Origin of the sequence: Desnuesiella massiliensis (assembly GCF_001403615.1) — a bacterium.
Taxonomy (GTDB): Bacteria; Bacillota; Clostridia; order Clostridiales; family Clostridiaceae; genus Desnuesiella; species Desnuesiella massiliensis.
Genome location: NZ_LN879457.1, coordinates 964,982 through 982,704, shown reverse-complemented (window position 1 = coordinate 982,704; position 17,723 = coordinate 964,982). Strand labels below are relative to the sequence as shown.

The window sequence follows — 17,723 nt, the reverse complement described above, 5'->3', positions numbered from 1 at the left end:
AATTATAATATTTGAGGAGAGATTTCATGGCTTATAAAGATTTGCAGCATTTTGTTAAAGTGCTAGAAGAAAAGAATCTATTAAGGAGAGTAAAGGCTGAAGTAAGTGCTGAGCTTGAAATTACTGAAATAGCAGATAGGATATCAAAGCAATATGGTCCAGCTCTTCTTTTTGAAAATGTTAAGGGGTCAAAATATCCCCTGCTTATAAACGCTATGGGAACCTATGAAAGAATGAATTTAGCTTTAGGAGTAGATAGCCTTGATGAAATCGGCTCTACCATTGGAGATTTTATTGATATGTCCAATTATCTAGGCTTAATGAACAAGTTTAAATCCCTTCCTAAATTCGCTAGGTTAGCTGCGGTGTTTCCTTTAAAACTTCCTACTAAGGGCTCTTGCCAAGAGGTTATTGAAGAAGATCCAGATTTAGATTCCTTGCCAGTTTTAAAATGTTGGCCAGAGGATGGTGGAAAATTTATAACTTTGCCTTTAGTAATAACTAAGGATCCTGAAACGGGCATACAGAACATGGGAATGTATAGATTACAGGTTTTTGATAAAAATTCTACTGGAATGCACTGGCATTTACATAAAGACGGAAGAGAGATTTACGAAAAATATAAAAAGTTAGTTGGAAAAATGCCAGTATCCGTAGCTCTAGGCTGCGATCCTGCTATCACTTATGCTGCCACTGCACCTCTGCCTAAAATGATAGATGAGATGATGTTTGCAGGCTTTTTGAGAAAATCTCCTGTAAAATTAGTAAAATCCATAACCAACGATATATATGTGCCTGCAGATGCAGAGTTTATACTAGAAGGTTATGTAGATGTAAATGAACCTTTAAAATTGGAAGGTCCTTTTGGTGATCATACAGGTTACTATTCCTTAGCTGATTATTACCCTGTTTTCCATGTAACTTGTGTCACCCATAAAAAAGATGCAGTATACCCTACTACCATCGTAGGCAAGCCCCCTATGGAAGATTGTTATATAGGAAAAGCTACAGAGAGAATATTTTTACCTTTATTAAAAATGCAGTATCCTGAAATTATTGAGTTTAATTTCCCTTTAGAGGGAGTATTTCATAATTGCGTTATAGTCTCCATAAAAAAGAGATATCCAGGTCACGCAAAAAAAATCATGCACTCCTTATGGGGTATAGGCCAAATGATGTATACTAAAATGATAATAGTAGTAGATGAGAATGTGGATCCTCACGATCTTTCCACCGTAGCTTGGAAAGTATTTAATAATATTGATGCAAAACGAGATGTAGTAATTGTAGAAGGACCTTTAGATGCCTTAGACCACGCTTCTAACCTACCGCATTATGGCCATAAAATGGGTATAGATGCTACTAAAAAGTGGTCTAGCGAAGGTCATACCAGAGAATGGCCTAATGATATTGAAATGTGTCAGGAAATAAAGGATTTGGTGGAAAAGAGGTGGAAGGAGTATGGAATATAGCAAAAAGATAATAAAGAAAATTCAGGATTATGGTGTATTAGTTATGTTTTCTCACACCATATTCTCTTTTTCCTTTGCACTGCTTTCCATGCTTTTAGCTGCTAATGGACTACCTTCTTTTAGAACCTTATTTTGGATATTAGTAGCTTTTATAGGTGCTAGAACTGGAGCTAACGCTATTAATAGAGTCATAGATATGAAATTTGATGCTAAGAATCCTAGAACTTCTCACCGCCAATTACCTCAAGGTCTAATGAAAAAATCTGAAGTAATACTATTTACCACAGGATGCTTTGCTCTATTAGTAATTGGAGCCTTCATGCTAAACCCATTATGTGTGATGCTGCTGCCTGTAGCTTTGATTCTTTTAATATCTTATTCTTATACTAAAAGATTCACATGGGCTTGCCATATAGCCTTAGGAGTGACCTGTGCCGGCGCTCCTGTAGGTGCTTGGATAGCAGTAGCTGGTAATATATCTTGGACTTGTCTTTTCCTAGGTGCAGCTAATGCTTTATGGGTGGCAGGATTTGATATAATTTATGGCTCTCAAGACGTAGATTTCGATAGAAGAGAAGGATTATTTTCTATTCCTTCCATATTTGGAATAAAAAATGCACTATACATATCCTCTTTTTTTCACTTTGTAGCTATACTTATTTTATTCTCCATCTATTTTATAGCTTCCATGGGATGGATTTATTTAATAGGTATTATAATCATGGCTATACTACTATTTATTGAACATAAGATGGTGTCCCCAGAAGACTTAACCCATGCAAAAATTGCTTCTTATAATATCAATGAATTAGTTAGTGTGGTGTTTCTTGTATTTAGCACATTGGATATTTTTTTATTGAGGTGATATTTTGAAAAAATACATAATAGCCATTACTGGTGCTAGCGGTAGCATTTATGCTGTAAAATTAATTGAAGAACTATTAAAAAATGGTTATTCAATTCATCTCGTTGTAAGTGATAATGGGGCAAAAGTTTTAGAATATGAAACAGGTATAAAACTTTTAAATTTTATAGAAGATATGAAGGAAAAATACGGCAATATAACCCTAGAAGATGTTGATAATCTATTTTCTTCTGTGGCTAGTGGATCTTTTAAAACGGATGGTATGATAATACTTCCCTGCTCCATGTCTTCTCTTGGTGAAATAGCTCATGGGGTATCAAAAAATCTAATAGGTAGAGCAGCGGATGTATGCATAAAAGAGAAAAGACCTTTAGTTATAGTTCCTAGAGAAACACCTTTAAGCTCTATCCACCTTAAGAATATGCTTATTCTTAGTGAAAGTGGTGTTACAATTTTGCCTGCCATGCCTGGTTTTTATCATAAGCCAGAGAACTTAGAGGATGTAATAAACTTTGTAGTAGGAAAAATATTAGATACATTAAGTATAGAAAATAATTTATTTAAGAAATGGGGTAACTAATACATGAAAAAAATATGTAGCATATTTTTAGCTTCTTTATTGGCAGCAAATATAACTGCTTGTAGCAGCAGTAATAATAAAAAAGAAAATAACTCTAAACCGCTAAAGGAAATAAATATTGGAGTAATGCCTTCAGTAGATGCCTTTCCCTATATAGTTGCAAAGGAAAAAGGCATCTTTGAAAAAAATGGTATAAAAGTTAATATTGAATCCTTTAAAAGCGCTAAGGATAGAGATGCAGCTCTTCAAAGTGGATCTTTAGACGGAGTTTGTACTGACTTGGTGGGGGTAGGCTTGTTGAAAAAGAGCGGTCTTGACCTAAGGATTACAGGTAGTACTGATGGTAAATTTCAATTAGTTTCTAGCAGTGAATCAGGTATTAAATCAGTGGAAGACTTAAAAAATAGAAATATAATAATATCTAAAAATACCGTTATAGAATTTATTTTGGATAGCATACTTAAAAAATCAAATATTAAAGAAACAGAGGTAGTGAAAGAAGAAGTTCCTCAAATACCGGTTAGGTTAGAAATGCTAAGAAATAATAAAGCTCAAGGCGCTCTTTTACCAGAACCTTTTTCATCACTAGCAATGAAGGATGGAGGTTTGCTCATAAGTGATAGCGAAAAGCTAGGTATCGCCCCTGGTGTAACAGCTTTTACCTCAAAGGCTATCAAAGAAAAAAATGAAGAAATAAAAAAATTATATAAATCCTATAATGAAGCCATTGACTATATAGAGAAGGAATCTTTAGCTAGCTATGAGGATATCCTTATAAAAGAAATAGGTTTTCCAAAAGAAATGAAAGGCTCCATTTCTTTACCTAAATTTAGAAAAAACACTCTTCCTAAAGAGGAGGATTTAAAATTTGCAATAGAATGGCTAATAGATAAAAACTTAGCTTCTAAGGATTTAAAACCCTCTGATTTAGTAGATGATTTTGCAGTGAGGTAGACATAATGCTTTCCGTAGAAAAATTGAACTTTTCCTATAATGGTAATGCCATTATAAAGGATTTTAATTTGAATATTGAAAAAGGAAGAATTTATACCTTCATTGGCCCATCTGGTTGCGGCAAGTCTACCTTACTAAACCTTATTGCGGGGCTTATAAATAATTATGAGGGCTCTATTTCTATGGATGAAAAAGCCCTTAATCCTAATAATAATTTAATTGGCATGATACCTCAAAACTTTGGTTTGCTTCCTTGGAAAACTGTAGAAGAAAATATTATTCTTGGTTTAAAAATCAAAGGATTAGCTATTGAAAAAGAGTATATTAATTCATTAATAGAAAAACTGCAATTAACGGCATTACTTCATAGATTCCCTAAGGAATTAAGCGGCGGCCAAAAACAAAGGGTAGCCATAGCAAGGGCCTTTGCCCTTAAGCCAGATATATTGCTAATGGACGAACCCTTTTCTTCCCTAGATGAATTAACTAGAGAAAGTACCCAAGAGCTATTTCTATCACTATGGAGAGAATTCAGTATAACCACTTTGTTCATTACCCATAGTATAGAGGAAGCGGTCTATTTAGGAGAAAATATAGTTCTCTTGTCTCCCCTGCCTACAAGGGTTATGAAGATTATTAATAATACAAGCTTTTATTTAGAGGAAGGTAGATGCTCCTCCTCTTATAATGACATTAGTCATAAAATACGACAATTCATCAAAAAGGAATGGATTTAATGAATATACAAAATAGATTTCAATATTTTTTCAAAGGCTTTATAATAATAAATCTTATATGGATTATCTTATCTAAAGCGGTAAATATGAATATTCTCCCTCTCCCTTTTGAGGTATATAAAAATCTTTTTACCATGAATTTTTCAGATTTATATATTCATTTTACCTACAGCTTCATGAGGATATTTTTAGGAATAGCTATCTCCTTAATATTAGGAGTATTTATTGGAATAATAAGTTACTATTCTAAAACTTTTGACAACATAATAGCTCCCTTAGTATATTTCACTTATCCCATACCTAAAATTTCTTTGCTGCCAATTTTAATGCTGACTCTTGGCATTAAGGAAAAATCTAAAATAGTGATGATTGTTCTCATCGTAATTTTTCAAGTTATCATAACCACAAGGGATAGTATAAAAAATATACCAAAAGAGATTTTTTATCCTCTTAAATGCTTAGGTGCTTCTAGATTTCAAATTCTTAAAGAAGTATTATTTCCTTCTATACTATCAGAAATCTTTACTTCTATTAGATTAGCTTTAGGCACTGCAATTTCAGTGTTATTTTTTACAGAAACCTACGGCACTAGATATGGCATGGGATATTTTATTATGGATTCTTGGATGAAAATTGACTATATATCAATGTATACTGGCATTGTGCTTATTAGTATACTTGGATTTTTTCTTTTCACTTTAGTAGATTTGTTAGAGCAATATTTTTGCAGATGGAGGTAATCATGAGAATATTTAATGGAAGAGAAATAGAACTTCTAGCTCCCGCAGGTACCTTTAAGGATTTTTTAACTATAATTCAAAGTAAAGCCGATGCGGTTTATTTTGGCGGAAAAAACTTTAATATGAGAATGCATAGAAAAGATCATAACTTAACTAATGAAGAGATTGAAGAGGCTATAGCTTTAGCTCATAGCCTAAATAAAAAAGTCTATATAACCTTTAATAATATGATGAATGAAAAGGAAATTAAGGCTTGCGAAGAATTTTTAATTTTTTTAGATAAGGTACAGCCCGATGCACTAATAATCCAAGATTTTGGTGTAATAAAGAAAATAAAGGACTTAAATCTTAATTTAAATATGCATCTCAGTGTTATGGCTAATGTACATAATAAACCCATGATAGAAAGAGCTATAGAACTCGGAGTAACCAGAGTGGTGACTTCTAGAGAAATATCCTTAGATACTATAAAAATCCTATCAAAGGATTTAAATGTAGAATTTGAGTATTTTATTCATGGGGATATGTGTTCTGTACATGGCGCTCAGTGCCTCTATAGCGGTATGCTTTTTGGCAAAAGCAGTAACCGTGGTCTATGCATGAAGCCCTGCAGATGGTGTTATAAACAAGACAACTCCGAGGAATATTCATATCCCCTAGCAGTAAAGGATATGAGTCTATTTAGGCAATTGCCTGAACTAATAAATTCTGGTGTTTGTTCTTTTAAGATAGAAGGAAGAATGAGAGATAGCGAACATCTCCTTCACATAATAGATTCCTACGGCGAAGCCATAGATAAATATATAGAGGAGCCTACGGCCTATTCTATAGATGAGGTTACTAGCAATTATCTATATGATAATAGAGTAAGAAATATTTCCACAGCCTATGCTTTTAAAAAGCCTGGAAGCATAAACATTGATATGGATGGGAAAAGAGAACCAAGAATCTTTAGCAGAGCAGTAGAGGAATTTGATTGCAATGAGCAGAGAGTAGCTCAGCTAGAAGAAAAGTTTAAAAATATAACCAATACTAAATCAGAAATAATCCTATCTGTAAAAGTAAATAATTTAGAGGCTTTAAAAGCTGCTTATGATAATGGTGCTAGAGAGATTTATATATCTTCTGAAGTATTTAAACCTCTTAAACCCTTCAGTAAATCAATGATAGGTGAAGCAGTAAAATATGCTTCAAAAGCTAATATATATTATGCATTGCCTAGAATGGCTGATGAGAGGCAAATATTAGAGCTTCACTACCTCATACCAGAGTTGAAATCTATGGGTGTTAAAGGTCTAGTAATTTCAAACTTAGGTCAAGTGAAGAAATTCTCTATCTATGGTTTAGAGCTAATTGGAGATTTTGGAGTTAATATTTTAAATAGCGCCTCTTCAGAGTTCTATCATAATGAAGGAGTAAAAAGAATAACCTTATCTCTAGAAGCTACTGCAGATAATATAATAGACTTAATGAAAAACTCTAAGGTACCTATGGAAATAGTAGTTCAGGGCGCTCCTACAGTGATGTATTTAGAGCACTGTCTTGCAGCTGCAAAGCATAATACTTCTTCTCAAGATTGGTGCCTTGACTATTGCCTTAAGGAAAATATGGACTTAATAGATGAAAAGGGAAATATTCACCCTGTTTTTGCTGATCAATACTGCAAAAATCATATATTACCTTCAAAGGATATATCCCTTCTTCCTATTATTAGCTCTCTTAAAAGCTTAGGCATTAGTAGTTTTAGAATTGAAGGTTGTCATTATGATTCTGCTACTTTAGGAAAAATAGTTAATGTATACATAAACAGCTTATATAACGAAAATCCAGAAAGCCTTTATGCTATAAATGATTTAAAAGAAATTACTAGAAGAGGTCAAAGTCTTCAAGCACTAAATTATGATTAGAGGTGAATAAAATGTCCTTTATAGGTGCAGAAAAAATTATTGAAAAGAAAAAACAATACTTGGTACCCTGCTCTTATCATTTCTATAGCAACGCTCCTCAAATTGTTAAGGGAAAAATGCAGTACTTATATGATAGTGAAGGCAAGGAATATCTAGATTTTTTCTCAGGAGTTTCAGTAATGAACTGTGGTCATTGTAACGAAGAAATATTAGAAAAGACTATAGATCAAATGAAAGCCCTTCAACATACTACTACTATTTATCTTACAGAGCCCATTGTAAATTTAGCTGAAAAGCTATATCATATGACTCCAGGAGACCTTAAAAGAAGCTTTTTCTGTGGCACAGGCTCTGAGGCTAATGAGGGAGCCTTGCTTTTAGCCAAGCTATTTACAGGTCATAGTGAATTTATAGCTTTAAATCATGGTCTTCATGGTAGGACTCATCTTACTATGAGCGTCACAGGTATAGGCATGTGGAGAACTGATTCCAATCCAGCTTCCGGTATACATTTTGCTCCAAATCCCTATTGCTACAGATGTCCTTTTAAGCAAAGCAAAGGGAGTTGCGGCTATGAGTGCGTTGAAGCTGTAGAGAGCGTAATTAAAAATCAAACCTCTGGTAGAGTAGCTGGATTTATTGCAGAAGCTATTCAAGGCAATGGTGGTATAATTACTCCACCTAAAGATTACTTTAAAAACCTAAACTCTATTTTATCTAAATATAATATTCCTTTAATTATAGATGAAGTTCAAACAGGTTTCGGTAGAACAGGAAAAATGTTTGCTATAGAGCACTATGGCATAACTCCTGATATAATGACCATGGCTAAAGCTCTAGGTAATGGAGTACCTATTGCTGCCTATATTACCACAGATAAAATTGCTCAAAGCTTTACAAGGCCCTCCGCCTCTACCCTAGGTGGAAATCCAGTATCCGCTGCTACAGCTCTTGCGGTGTTAGAATATATTGAAAATCATGATTTAATGATTAAAGCCGAAAAGTTAGGTAATGTGTTAAAGCAAGGCCTTCTTCAGCTTAAGGAAAAACATTCCTTAATCGGTGATGTGCGCGGCATAGGATTAATGCTAGGTGCAGAATTAGTAAAAGAAAATAAAGAACCTGCTATGAAAGAAACAGATATGATCCTTGAAGCCATGAAAGAAAAAGGAATCTTTATTGGCAAGAATGGTGAAAATAGAAATGTTCTAGCCTTTCAGCCTCCGTTAATTATCGATGAAGAAAATATTAATACTTTAATCACTAGTCTTGATGAAGTACTGAGCTCTATTGATTTTTAATCTTAAGTTAATACTTCACATAAGAAAAAAGCGACGTGGGTCGCTTTTTTTGAATTCACAGTTCACAATGCACAATTGAGGAAGATTTTTCTCCGCTTCCCTACGAAAAATCTTTAATTATAATTTTTAGTGGCTTAGCCACTCCAAAAGCCATGGTTAAGTATTAGCCACGCTTTATAAATTACCAATTTTTTCGCAGCGCTAGCGAAGAAAAAATTTCCTTCATTGTGAATTGTGCTCTGTGCATTGTGCATTAAATAAAGGTTGTGTCGCAACTTTCATTATGTACAACAGTAAAATCCTTAGTAAAAATGTAGTTTGCTAATATCACTGCACTTACTCCAGATATAAGTTTAGCCAAAATAAAGATTGATAATACTTGAGGCTCTTTTGCCGAAACAAAGCCCATTTGTCCTCCAAACACAAAGGCTCCGCTTACACTAAAAGCAGTACATAAAATTTTCCCCTTGGTGTTCATATCCTTAAAGGTGGCAAATACCAATAAATTACTAGCTAAACATCCTAACAACCCTACTACAGAGGGTGTGTTTAATCCATATCGCCTCCCAAGTCTCCTAAAAGGCTCTCTAAAAACTCTACTTAGTATAGAAATCATGGTATAGGCTCCTGCCAGTACAAAAGCTATCCTTCCTACTACAGCTAAGGCTTCATCCACAGGTATTAATCCACTAATAAGCTTTACTCCTATAATTGCATCAATACCTTGTAAAATAAGGCCAACAATACTTAAACTTATAATAGCTTTTCCTAACAAAGTAAATACTTTTATAAGCTTCTGAGGAATTTTTAGTATACCTAATGCTAATAATAATGAAACCAATATTATTGGCATCAAATTCCATAATAATATGCCTATATTAATACCTTGTATTATCCCTGCCACTAAACATCCTACAGGTATTGTAATAATTCCTGACATAATCCCTTTAGAAAAATAATCATAATCTTCTTTGTCTATAAGCCCTATAGCCATAGGTATGGTAAAGCTTATAGTACATCCTAACATGGAAGATAGAATAATGGCAGAAAATAATCCTAAAACCTCATTCTTTGCTATAGAGGTACATAATTGGTAGGCTCCCATATCTGTAGCCAAAAACATTGCTGGAAACAAGGAGGCATCCACAAATAAGAGTTTTGAAAAGGGAACAAATATAAGCTCCATAGCCTTTGAAAGCAAAGGTGAAAGAGAATAAATTCCCGTCATAGCTATAGCCAGAGTTCCCATGGTCTTAATTCCCTCTTCAAACTTCTCTCCTATTCTAAATCTATTTCCAAAAACATAATCCAATCCCCCAAGTAAAAAGAAAACTGCTATTACAAGTAAAATAACTTTATTCATTTATACCCCTCTTCTTGCATAGAAATTTTTAAGACAGATTAATTATATAATATATAAAATGCTTTTAATAGGGTACGCTATATAAATTTACTGCTTGCTTTTGATTAATATTAAAATATAACTTCATATCTATGCACAATAAGGGCTCTTCGTTATAATTCTTCAAATTACTATATAGGTCTACTTTCTCTAATTCCATATTTAGAGGGTTATTGTTTAGAAGTCTATCTGTAGAAATCGTCTTGCTAAATTTAAACATATTCCTTTGTGTTGCATATTTTACTTTATATGACTGCTCCTTATCTGTAGCATAGTCAATAGTAGTATATACAGTTCCTGAAGCAAATAAATATAACTCTCCATTGTCCCCTTTTATTATAGTATAATTATCAACTTTAGGTCTGCTTCTTATTGAAAGTACTTTTTCTATTTTATGTTCTATGTGCACTGGCGAAGTAACTAATAGGGAAACCGTATCCTTCCTTAATATTACAGGCACTTCAGCTTTTACGTAAATGCTGTCCTTATAAGGCTTTATACTATAATTTTGCACTTTATTAATATTATGAGGTTCATTAATACTATGCTTTTCCTTATTAGTATTATATATTTCATTAATATTATGTTTTTCCTCACTAGCATCATGCGTTTCATTAATGTCATGCTTTTCCTTGATATTCTCTTCTTTGCTCTTAATGGCAGCTAATATAATAATCAGTAATAAGATCTTTTTATATAAAATTATATAATTGTAAATATAAATATATAAAATTATATACGCCATCAGTAGTGACCTAATAAATCTTCTCCTACAACATAATCTCATATAAAACCCCTTACTATTGCTATGTACAATAGGCATAAGCTAGCTTATGCCTATTAAAATATATTAACTATTAAAAAAAATTTAAGGAATTCTTACTTGTTGTAATTGTAAAACCTTTATTCTCAAGAAAACTACCATTTTTTCTAAAACTTTCTTGAAAACTTCTACTTCCTCATGCTTTTTCCCTTTATGGCATTCCTTATCTTCAAAGAAGTCGTGATCTTCGCATTCATCCTTATCTTCCCAATCCCACTTATCTTTTAAAGGCTCCTTGCACATAAGAATATCAGCCTCAAATATCCTAGCTGCTTCTAATTCGCAGAAAGGTTTTTCAACATAAGTTATAAATTCTTCAAAACCTGTTTCACAAGGATTTTTTCCTAGCAATTCAGGGCCACAATCTTTATGCTCTCTGTGATGGAATAGGTCAAGCTCCTTAGGATTAGCTCTATAGGTTATTATTGGTTGTCTTTCATAGAAAACTTCAGTTACACATCGGAAAGGAACTTTTACTGTAGTATGCTTGATGTCTCCACTTACTACACCATGCTTAGTACAATCTACTGTGGCGTATTCAAAATTTTTCTCTACAAATCCTTCCAAAAATAGTTTTCCTGAAACCATTCTTCCATTACAATCTCTTCCGCCAACTGTGGGAATTAATTTGCATTCTGTTAAAAATACGTTCTTTTTTATTCTCTTTATTTCAAAGAAGGGTTCTTTTAGCTCTATCATGGCTTCTACATCTATCTGAATATCCTTTTCAGCTAATACTACTGGAATTTTAGCTATTAATGGACCATTTTCACCCATAGAGACTATATTATTTCCACCAGCTTGAACCAGAGTTTCTGCTTCGACTTTCCCACATTTGTTCATTTCTTTTTTGTTATCCACTTTTTCTTCCTCCTCTATTTAAGTGTTATATAGATAAATAGACTTTAGCTATTCACCTATGTATAAATCTTTTTTCTTTCGTTTTACCTTTAGTTCATTTTATTCTCTCAATATGTATTTTGTTACAATATTATTCAAGAATTTATATGCTTCGCACAATTAATTTAAGCACATATAAGTATTTCAAATTGACGGCTTCTTTAAATGAATATAAAAAAAATAACTAGCCAATGCTAGTTATTTTTTCTCGGGTACCTTAAATATCTCCTCAGTGAAAATCCATGACCGTCTTTTAAAATCTCTTCCTTTTATTTTAACCTTATTTCCATCTACTTCTACATATATCCCTTGAGCATCTTCTGTTCTTTGCCTATTACCCTTTTCATCTACTACAAAGGTATAATTCACAGCTCCGGTATGCACAATAGTAAAAGGCTGATTAACTCTTACTTTTTCCTTTTCTAAGGTAGCGTGAGTATGGGAGGTGAATATTATTGCCTCAGGATATTTTGACAATATATCTTTTATCTTACTTCCTTGGTCAGTTCCATTCCACCCAAATATACTAGATATATTTTGATGTAAGAATACAAATATAGGCTTATCTTTTTCATATTTTTCAGCTAATTTTTCCTTTAACCAATTTAACTGATTATCTGATATAAAAGCTTTAGTGGAGCCTAATTTTTTTGTATATCCCTCCTCAGAGCCAAGTGAAATAAAATGATACCCCTCAATCCACCGTTCATGATACACAGATTTTTCACCACTAAACTCTAGATATCTATTGATAAATTCTTGAGATTCTTCAGATGTATTCTCTCCTTTTTCATAATCAAAAAACTCATGATTACCTATATTTTTAATTATAGTAGGAGGCAATATCTTATTATTATCGTTAATAGCTTTTTTCATGGAATCATACTGCTTTTTCAGCCCTTGATCCACCACATCTCCATTAAATATCATTGCATCCATTTTAGGATTAATTTCATATAAATCCTTAATTGCTTCATCAAAGTGAGAAATATTCTCATGAATATCTCCTAAAACAGAAAAGTTTAATTTGCCGTCTTCCCTATTGTCTTTGCCACTTTCTTGAAATACCTTTTCTGAATTTTTATTATAAATAAAGGCTCCTATACACAATATAAAAATTACTGTTAAACTAATGCCTATAAATATTTTTTTCATAAGTATCTAAATCCTCTCCACGTTTATAAGTGTAATTCTTATTTAGATTTTTACCCAATCTCTTTCATTTATAACCATATGTTTTTAACCTATAAATTTTTGTATAGCCATGAGAGCCTTTATATCTATTTTTTCATCAGATTGAATTAGCTCTCTAGCTTCTTCCTTAGATAAAAGCATAACTTCAATATCTTCATCTGGCTCTAAGTAATCCTTTGATACTTCTCCTAAACATCTGCAATAAACTAACGCTACTGATTCATCGGTCATACCTGTGGAAATATAGGTCTTAGTTTTAGTCTTATCATAATCAATATCAATTAAATGAAGACCCGTTTCTTCCCTTAGTTCGCGGCTTACAGTACTTTTAAAATCTTCTCCACTATCTATTAGTCCTGCTGGAAGCTCGTAGACATAGTCATTAAGAGGAACTCTAAATTGTTTTATAATAACTAATTTATTTTCTTCTATATGGGTCGCTATTATTACTACAGCATCTATAGTATCTTCTTCGCCATTAAAAACTTTATTCTTAAAAGTAATTACGTCCTTTCTAGAAGCTATGGACCAATTTCTAATTTCTCCATTTTTATTGGTATACTCTGCATTATAAAGCTTTAAATATTTTGTATCTGCTAAAGTTGTAATATTTTTTATTTTCATTTTAGTCATTTAATCAGCTCCTGTAATTATAAATCATCTTAACCGTTGCTTATTATTTGAGCAAATTTATTAATACTCTTTTCTGATAGCATTGATATATCGTTCTTCATATTAGAAGTATCTTCTCCTGTATTAGCTTGGCTTTTAGCCACCATTTTTATTATAAATTTTTCAAAAATATTACTCTTTATTTCTAATATATTTAAGGCTTATACTTGGATTGCTAGTTTTTATTGATCTAATCTCAAAATGATTTAAAGAGGCTACAAAAGGTGTAAGCTTTGTATAACCATAGTTTCTGGTATCAAAATCCGGATATCGTTTATTAAGAGTGCTACCTAATTCACCTAAAAAAGCCCAACCGTCTTCATCTGAAATCTCAGTTATAATAGTTTTAATAGCCTCTATTAATTTGTCGGAACTTGTCATGCCAACCTTTGATTCTTCTTGTATTCGTACTCCTTTAACATTAGTGGGTTCAGTATGTTTTGTTGCCATTGAAGCTAATACTTCAAGATATTTAAACTTCTCACAGGCTGAGATGAAAGGTGTAGGAGTTTTCTTTTCTCCCATTCCAATAACATACATACCAGCTTCTCTTAGACGAGCTGCTAATTTAGTAAAATCACTATCACTAGACACAATGCAAAATCCATCAACATTATTTGAATAGAGTATATCCATGGCATCAATTATCAAGGCTGAATCCGTTGAATTCTTACCTGTAGTATAATTATATTGTTGTATTGGACTAATAGAATAATTAAGCAATACACTCTTCCATGAAGCTAGTTGAGGCTTGGTCCAATCCCCATAAATTCTTTTATAAGTAGGTGTTCCATGATTTGAAATTTCGTCAATTATATACTTTATATATTTATCAGATACATTGTCAGCATCAATCAAAACTGCAATTTTCTTATCTTTTTCCATTTTTATCTCCCTCACACCTTAATCTCTTAAAACTATTTTACTATAATCTAATATACTTTTTAAAATTTGTTCATTCTTATTATTCTACAAACTTATACTCTTTCCTTCTTTTGGGTCACAAGCATCCTAACAGACTTCATAGGATATTTCTTTTGTAAAATCTCCATTTTTTATTGTGCCTATAGAAAAACGCCGTAAGCTTCGAACTTTTACACGCAAAAAAGCCATTCACTTTTGCGAATAGCTTTTTATAGCTTTATTAAAATTTATATAAACTCCCTATTAGCTGTCATAAACTAATACAAAATATATAAACTAGTTTATGATTTCTTCGGAGCTAAAATCATAATCATAGTATTTCCTTCTAACTTTGCAGGTTTTTCAATTGCAGCCGTATCTCCAAGCTTAGAAGTGAAACTTTCAAACACTTCATTTCCTACGCTGGTGTAATTATTCTGCCTTCCTCTAAACCTAAGTGATACTTTAACCTTATTTCCATTTGCCAAGAATTTTTTAGCATTAGTGGCCTTTACTTCTAAATCGTGATCTTCAATAGTTGCGCTTAATTTTATCTCTTTAATATCCACAACCTTTTGATTTTTTTTGTTTTCCTTTAACTTCTTTGATTGCTCATATAAGAACTTACTATAATCCATTATCTTACATACAGGTGGATTAGCTGCAGGGGAAATCATAACAAGATCTAAATCCTGTTCTCTTGCCATGTTCAAAGCATCTCTCGTATTCATGATAGTGCTTTCTGATTCTCCCACTAACCTAATCTGTTTCTCTCGAATTCCTTCGTTTAAATTATAATTATTATTAATAATGCATCGCCTCCAAGTTTTTTTATAAATCATTTTTACAACTATGCTTTATTATATAGCATAGCCTATTAATATTATACTATATTAAATAAGCAAATAACATTAGTTATTGTTTTTTCTTGTTAAATATTTCTTTTAACCACATAATTATAATCACAAAATTCTTCTAGCTATACTAGAAAACACTTTAAAGGCATAAAAATCTGGATGTTGCTTTAAATATATATGATCAATATCATACCAATCTTTTTTCATTGTCCAAATAAAATTTTTATCTTTATTAAACTCTTCTATATATTTTTCTTTTTTAGGCTTTGCTATATTCCTCAAAAACTCTATATCTGTTATGTTCCACTATACAGGGAAATATTCCACAATTCCACTCCAAAGGTTTACATTTATTCTACCAAATGTTACAATTAATCCAAAAATACAGTATAAAAAGGAATGGTTCAATGAATAAAAAAATAAAAAAATTAATAAGCAGCCTTTGTCTCACTACTATGTGTTTAGGGTTAACCCTTTCTTATAGTAGTGACTATACTAAGGTTTTAGCAGAGAGTCTTACTCCTGAAAACGGGGTAGGAGCTATTAGTTTTGAAGAACAGAAGGAAATAGCTGATGGTGTGTTTTTAAATGCCTTTAATTCTATATCGCCCACTACTAAGGAACAAAAGGGCCACACTATAACTTTTAATCCTAAGGAGTCCGATGTGGATATATTAATGACTTACGGAAACACCTTATATAGCAGAAAAACCCTTTCCTCTATGATTAAAACCGCCAACGACAAAGGTTATACAGTTATTGGAGGAATAAACGGTGATTTCTTTCAGATGGATTCTGGAGTACCTGTGGGACTTACAGTACAAAACGGAAAACTTATTAGCGCTAACGGTAAGGGCTGGAATGCCGAGGGAACTAAGAAAGAGCATTGGAATGCCTTTGGATTAAAAAAAGATGGTAGCGTGGTGATAGGAAATCCTGATATCTCCTTAGAATACACTGTCAATAATGATATTAAGCCTCAAAATATTTTACAATTTAACAAAAAAAGAAATGAGTTAGGAGTGTTTTTGTATACTTCTGACTATTCCTCTAACACTCAAACCAATATGAATAGTTTAGACGTAGTATTAGAAATTAAAGAGGGAGAAGTAAAACTAGGACAAACTATAAAATGCAAGGTTGAGAAAATTACAGAAGAAGTTACTTATACGCCTATTGAAGAAGGTAAGCTTTTGCTTTCTGCAGAGGTTTATACTCCAGGCTTTTGGCAATTAAAAGAACTTAAACTAGGTGATGAAGTAGATATTTTAATGAGTGATAAGAGCGGTCAGTGGAATGATGTTGTACAAGCCATTGGCGGATATAAGTCTCTTTTAAAAGATGGAGAGGTACAAGCATCCCTTGATATCACTGATCGTTATCCTACTACTGCTGTAGGAGTTAAAAAAAATGGAGAAGTAGTATTTCTTCAGGTAGATGGTCGCCAACCTGGATGGAGTAATGGCATTCCTCATAGGGATACAGCAAATTATTTTAAAAGCATAGGATGTACAGATGCGCTTTTATTAGATGGTGGCGGTTCTTCAACTATGGCAGCAAAATTGCCAATAGAGGAAAGTGCAAGGATTATAAATAAACCCTCTGATGGTAGAGAACGTGCCGTTGGCAATGGATTAATGCTTTTAGCAAAATCTAAGAGAAATAATGAACTAGCAAAACTTTATGCTTATCCAAATAAAATTAGAGTAGTAGAAGGTTCTTCCTTTTCACTAAAGGTTAACGGAACAGACGCCAGCTATTATCCAGTACCGCTTCCTTCTAATCTTAAATATGAAGTAAGTCCTAATTTAGGAAGTATATCTTCAGCTGGAGTTTTTACTGCTGGTAATATTAAGGGAATTGGCAATATAAAAATAAGCTATGGTTCAATTTCAACCAATATTGAAGTGGAAATAATAAGCTCTGCCACAGTGATGGTTGAAAAAGCTCTACTGACTAAGACTTTTTACGATTATAATATGGCCGTATACGAAGTAAATAAGCTTTCTGACGGTGTTGATAAGTCCATGCTATTATCAAAGCTATTAACTATAGGAAACATAGTATGGAGTGATGAAATAAAAAGCATAAATAGCAAATTGACTGAATTAGCCTCCACAGGTAGTGCTAAAATATATAATGAGATCCAAATTCAAATTAATAATTCTAGCATTGCTGAGGTAGATAAAGCCTATCTTTTAGGTGAATTAACGGCCTGGGGAAAAGATTTGGTCTGGACAGATGATTTCAAGATTGCTATGCAGTACTTTATGGAATTCTATAATAGCAAGAATCTTAATTCCGCAAAAAAAGCTGAAACCTATATACTTAAAATAAAAAATAAATATAGCAGAGATTATTTGTTAGAAGAATTGGCTAATTTAAAGAAGGCGTTTAATATTTAATTCACAATGCA

Annotated in this window: 17 protein-coding genes; 9 read left to right on the top strand and 8 right to left on the bottom strand. The window is 32.5% G+C overall.

The window, feature by feature from the left end:
• The first annotated feature begins 26 nt into the window (after positions 1-26).
• Genes BN2665_RS22520 through BN2665_RS22485 form a run of 8 tightly spaced genes read left to right on the top strand, consistent with a single transcriptional unit; the run spans position 27 to position 8,556 of the window.
• Positions 27-1,472 (top strand): menaquinone biosynthesis decarboxylase, encoded by a 1,446-nt coding sequence (locus tag BN2665_RS22520; protein ID WP_055669340.1) that lies wholly within the window; start codon positions 27-29, stop codon positions 1,470-1,472.
• Positions 1,462-2,337, top strand: a complete 876-nt coding sequence (locus BN2665_RS22515) for a UbiA-like polyprenyltransferase (protein ID WP_055669339.1) — start codon at positions 1,462-1,464, stop codon at positions 2,335-2,337. The genes BN2665_RS22520 and BN2665_RS22515 overlap by 11 nt, the downstream gene beginning before the upstream one ends.
• Positions 2,338-2,341: 4 nt before the next feature.
• Positions 2,342-2,917 carry a UbiX family flavin prenyltransferase gene (locus BN2665_RS22510; RefSeq protein ID WP_055669338.1) on the top strand — a complete coding sequence of 192 codons (576 nt, stop codon included), beginning with the start codon at positions 2,342-2,344 and terminating at the stop codon, positions 2,915-2,917.
• Positions 2,918-2,920: 3 nt separating this feature from the next.
• Positions 2,921-3,871, top strand: a complete 951-nt coding sequence (locus BN2665_RS22505; RefSeq protein ID WP_055669337.1) for an ABC transporter substrate-binding protein — start codon at positions 2,921-2,923, stop codon at positions 3,869-3,871.
• Positions 3,872-3,876: 5 nt separating this feature from the next.
• Positions 3,877-4,608, top strand: coding sequence for an ABC transporter ATP-binding protein (locus BN2665_RS22500; protein WP_055669336.1), 732 nt, complete (start codon positions 3,877-3,879; stop codon positions 4,606-4,608).
• Positions 4,608-5,348, top strand: coding sequence for an ABC transporter permease (locus BN2665_RS22495; protein WP_055669335.1), 741 nt, complete (start codon positions 4,608-4,610; stop codon positions 5,346-5,348). The genes BN2665_RS22500 and BN2665_RS22495 overlap by 1 nt, the downstream gene beginning before the upstream one ends.
• 2 nt (positions 5,349-5,350) lie before the next feature.
• A complete protein-coding gene (locus BN2665_RS22490; RefSeq protein WP_055669334.1) occupies positions 5,351-7,255 on the top strand; it encodes a peptidase U32 family protein in 1,905 nt (634 codons plus the stop codon).
• Between the two features lie 11 nt (positions 7,256-7,266).
• The gene (locus BN2665_RS22485; protein ID WP_055669333.1) at positions 7,267-8,556 is read left to right on the top strand and encodes an aspartate aminotransferase family protein; all 1,290 of its coding nucleotides are present in this window, start codon (positions 7,267-7,269) and stop codon (positions 8,554-8,556) included.
• Positions 8,557-8,809: 253 nt separating this feature from the next.
• Here BN2665_RS22485 and eutH read toward each other — a convergent pair whose 3' ends face one another.
• The 8 genes from eutH to BN2665_RS27175 form a co-directional block, all read right to left on the bottom strand.
• Positions 8,810-9,919 (bottom strand): ethanolamine utilization protein EutH, encoded by a 1,110-nt coding sequence (eutH, locus tag BN2665_RS22480; protein ID WP_055669332.1) that lies wholly within the window; start codon positions 9,917-9,919, stop codon positions 8,810-8,812.
• A 64-nt stretch (positions 9,920-9,983) separates the two neighbouring features.
• Positions 9,984-10,745: a hypothetical protein gene (locus tag BN2665_RS22475; RefSeq protein WP_055669331.1), complete on the bottom strand. Its 762-nt coding sequence runs from the start codon at positions 10,743-10,745 to the stop codon at positions 9,984-9,986.
• Between the two features lie 81 nt (positions 10,746-10,826).
• The gene (locus tag BN2665_RS22470; RefSeq protein WP_055669330.1) at positions 10,827-11,642 is read right to left on the bottom strand and encodes a CsxC family protein; all 816 of its coding nucleotides are present in this window, start codon (positions 11,640-11,642) and stop codon (positions 10,827-10,829) included.
• Positions 11,643-11,879: 237 nt separating this feature from the next.
• Positions 11,880-12,836 carry a metallophosphoesterase family protein gene (locus BN2665_RS22465; protein WP_055669329.1) on the bottom strand — a complete coding sequence of 319 codons (957 nt, stop codon included), beginning with the start codon at positions 12,834-12,836 and terminating at the stop codon, positions 11,880-11,882.
• An 84-nt stretch (positions 12,837-12,920) separates the two neighbouring features.
• A complete protein-coding gene (locus tag BN2665_RS22460; RefSeq protein WP_055669328.1) occupies positions 12,921-13,508 on the bottom strand; it encodes an NUDIX hydrolase in 588 nt (195 codons plus the stop codon).
• A 171-nt stretch (positions 13,509-13,679) separates the two neighbouring features.
• Complete coding sequence (locus BN2665_RS22455) at positions 13,680-14,432, bottom strand: NYN domain-containing protein (RefSeq protein ID WP_055669327.1); 753 nt, start codon at positions 14,430-14,432, stop codon at positions 13,680-13,682.
• 320 nt (positions 14,433-14,752) lie between these two features.
• Positions 14,753-15,292, bottom strand: a complete 540-nt coding sequence (gene infC, locus BN2665_RS22450) for a translation initiation factor IF-3 (RefSeq protein WP_055669326.1) — start codon at positions 15,290-15,292, stop codon at positions 14,753-14,755.
• Positions 15,293-15,412: 120 nt separating this feature from the next.
• Positions 15,413-15,589 carry a hypothetical protein gene (locus BN2665_RS27175; protein WP_154675007.1) on the bottom strand — a complete coding sequence of 59 codons (177 nt, stop codon included), beginning with the start codon at positions 15,587-15,589 and terminating at the stop codon, positions 15,413-15,415.
• Between the two features lie 125 nt (positions 15,590-15,714).
• Between BN2665_RS27175 and BN2665_RS22445 the strand changes: the two genes are divergently transcribed.
• On the top strand, positions 15,715-17,712 hold the full coding sequence (locus BN2665_RS22445) for a phosphodiester glycosidase family protein (RefSeq protein ID WP_055669325.1): 1,998 nt from the start codon (positions 15,715-15,717) through the stop codon (positions 17,710-17,712).
• Positions 17,713-17,723: the final 11 nt, after the last annotated feature.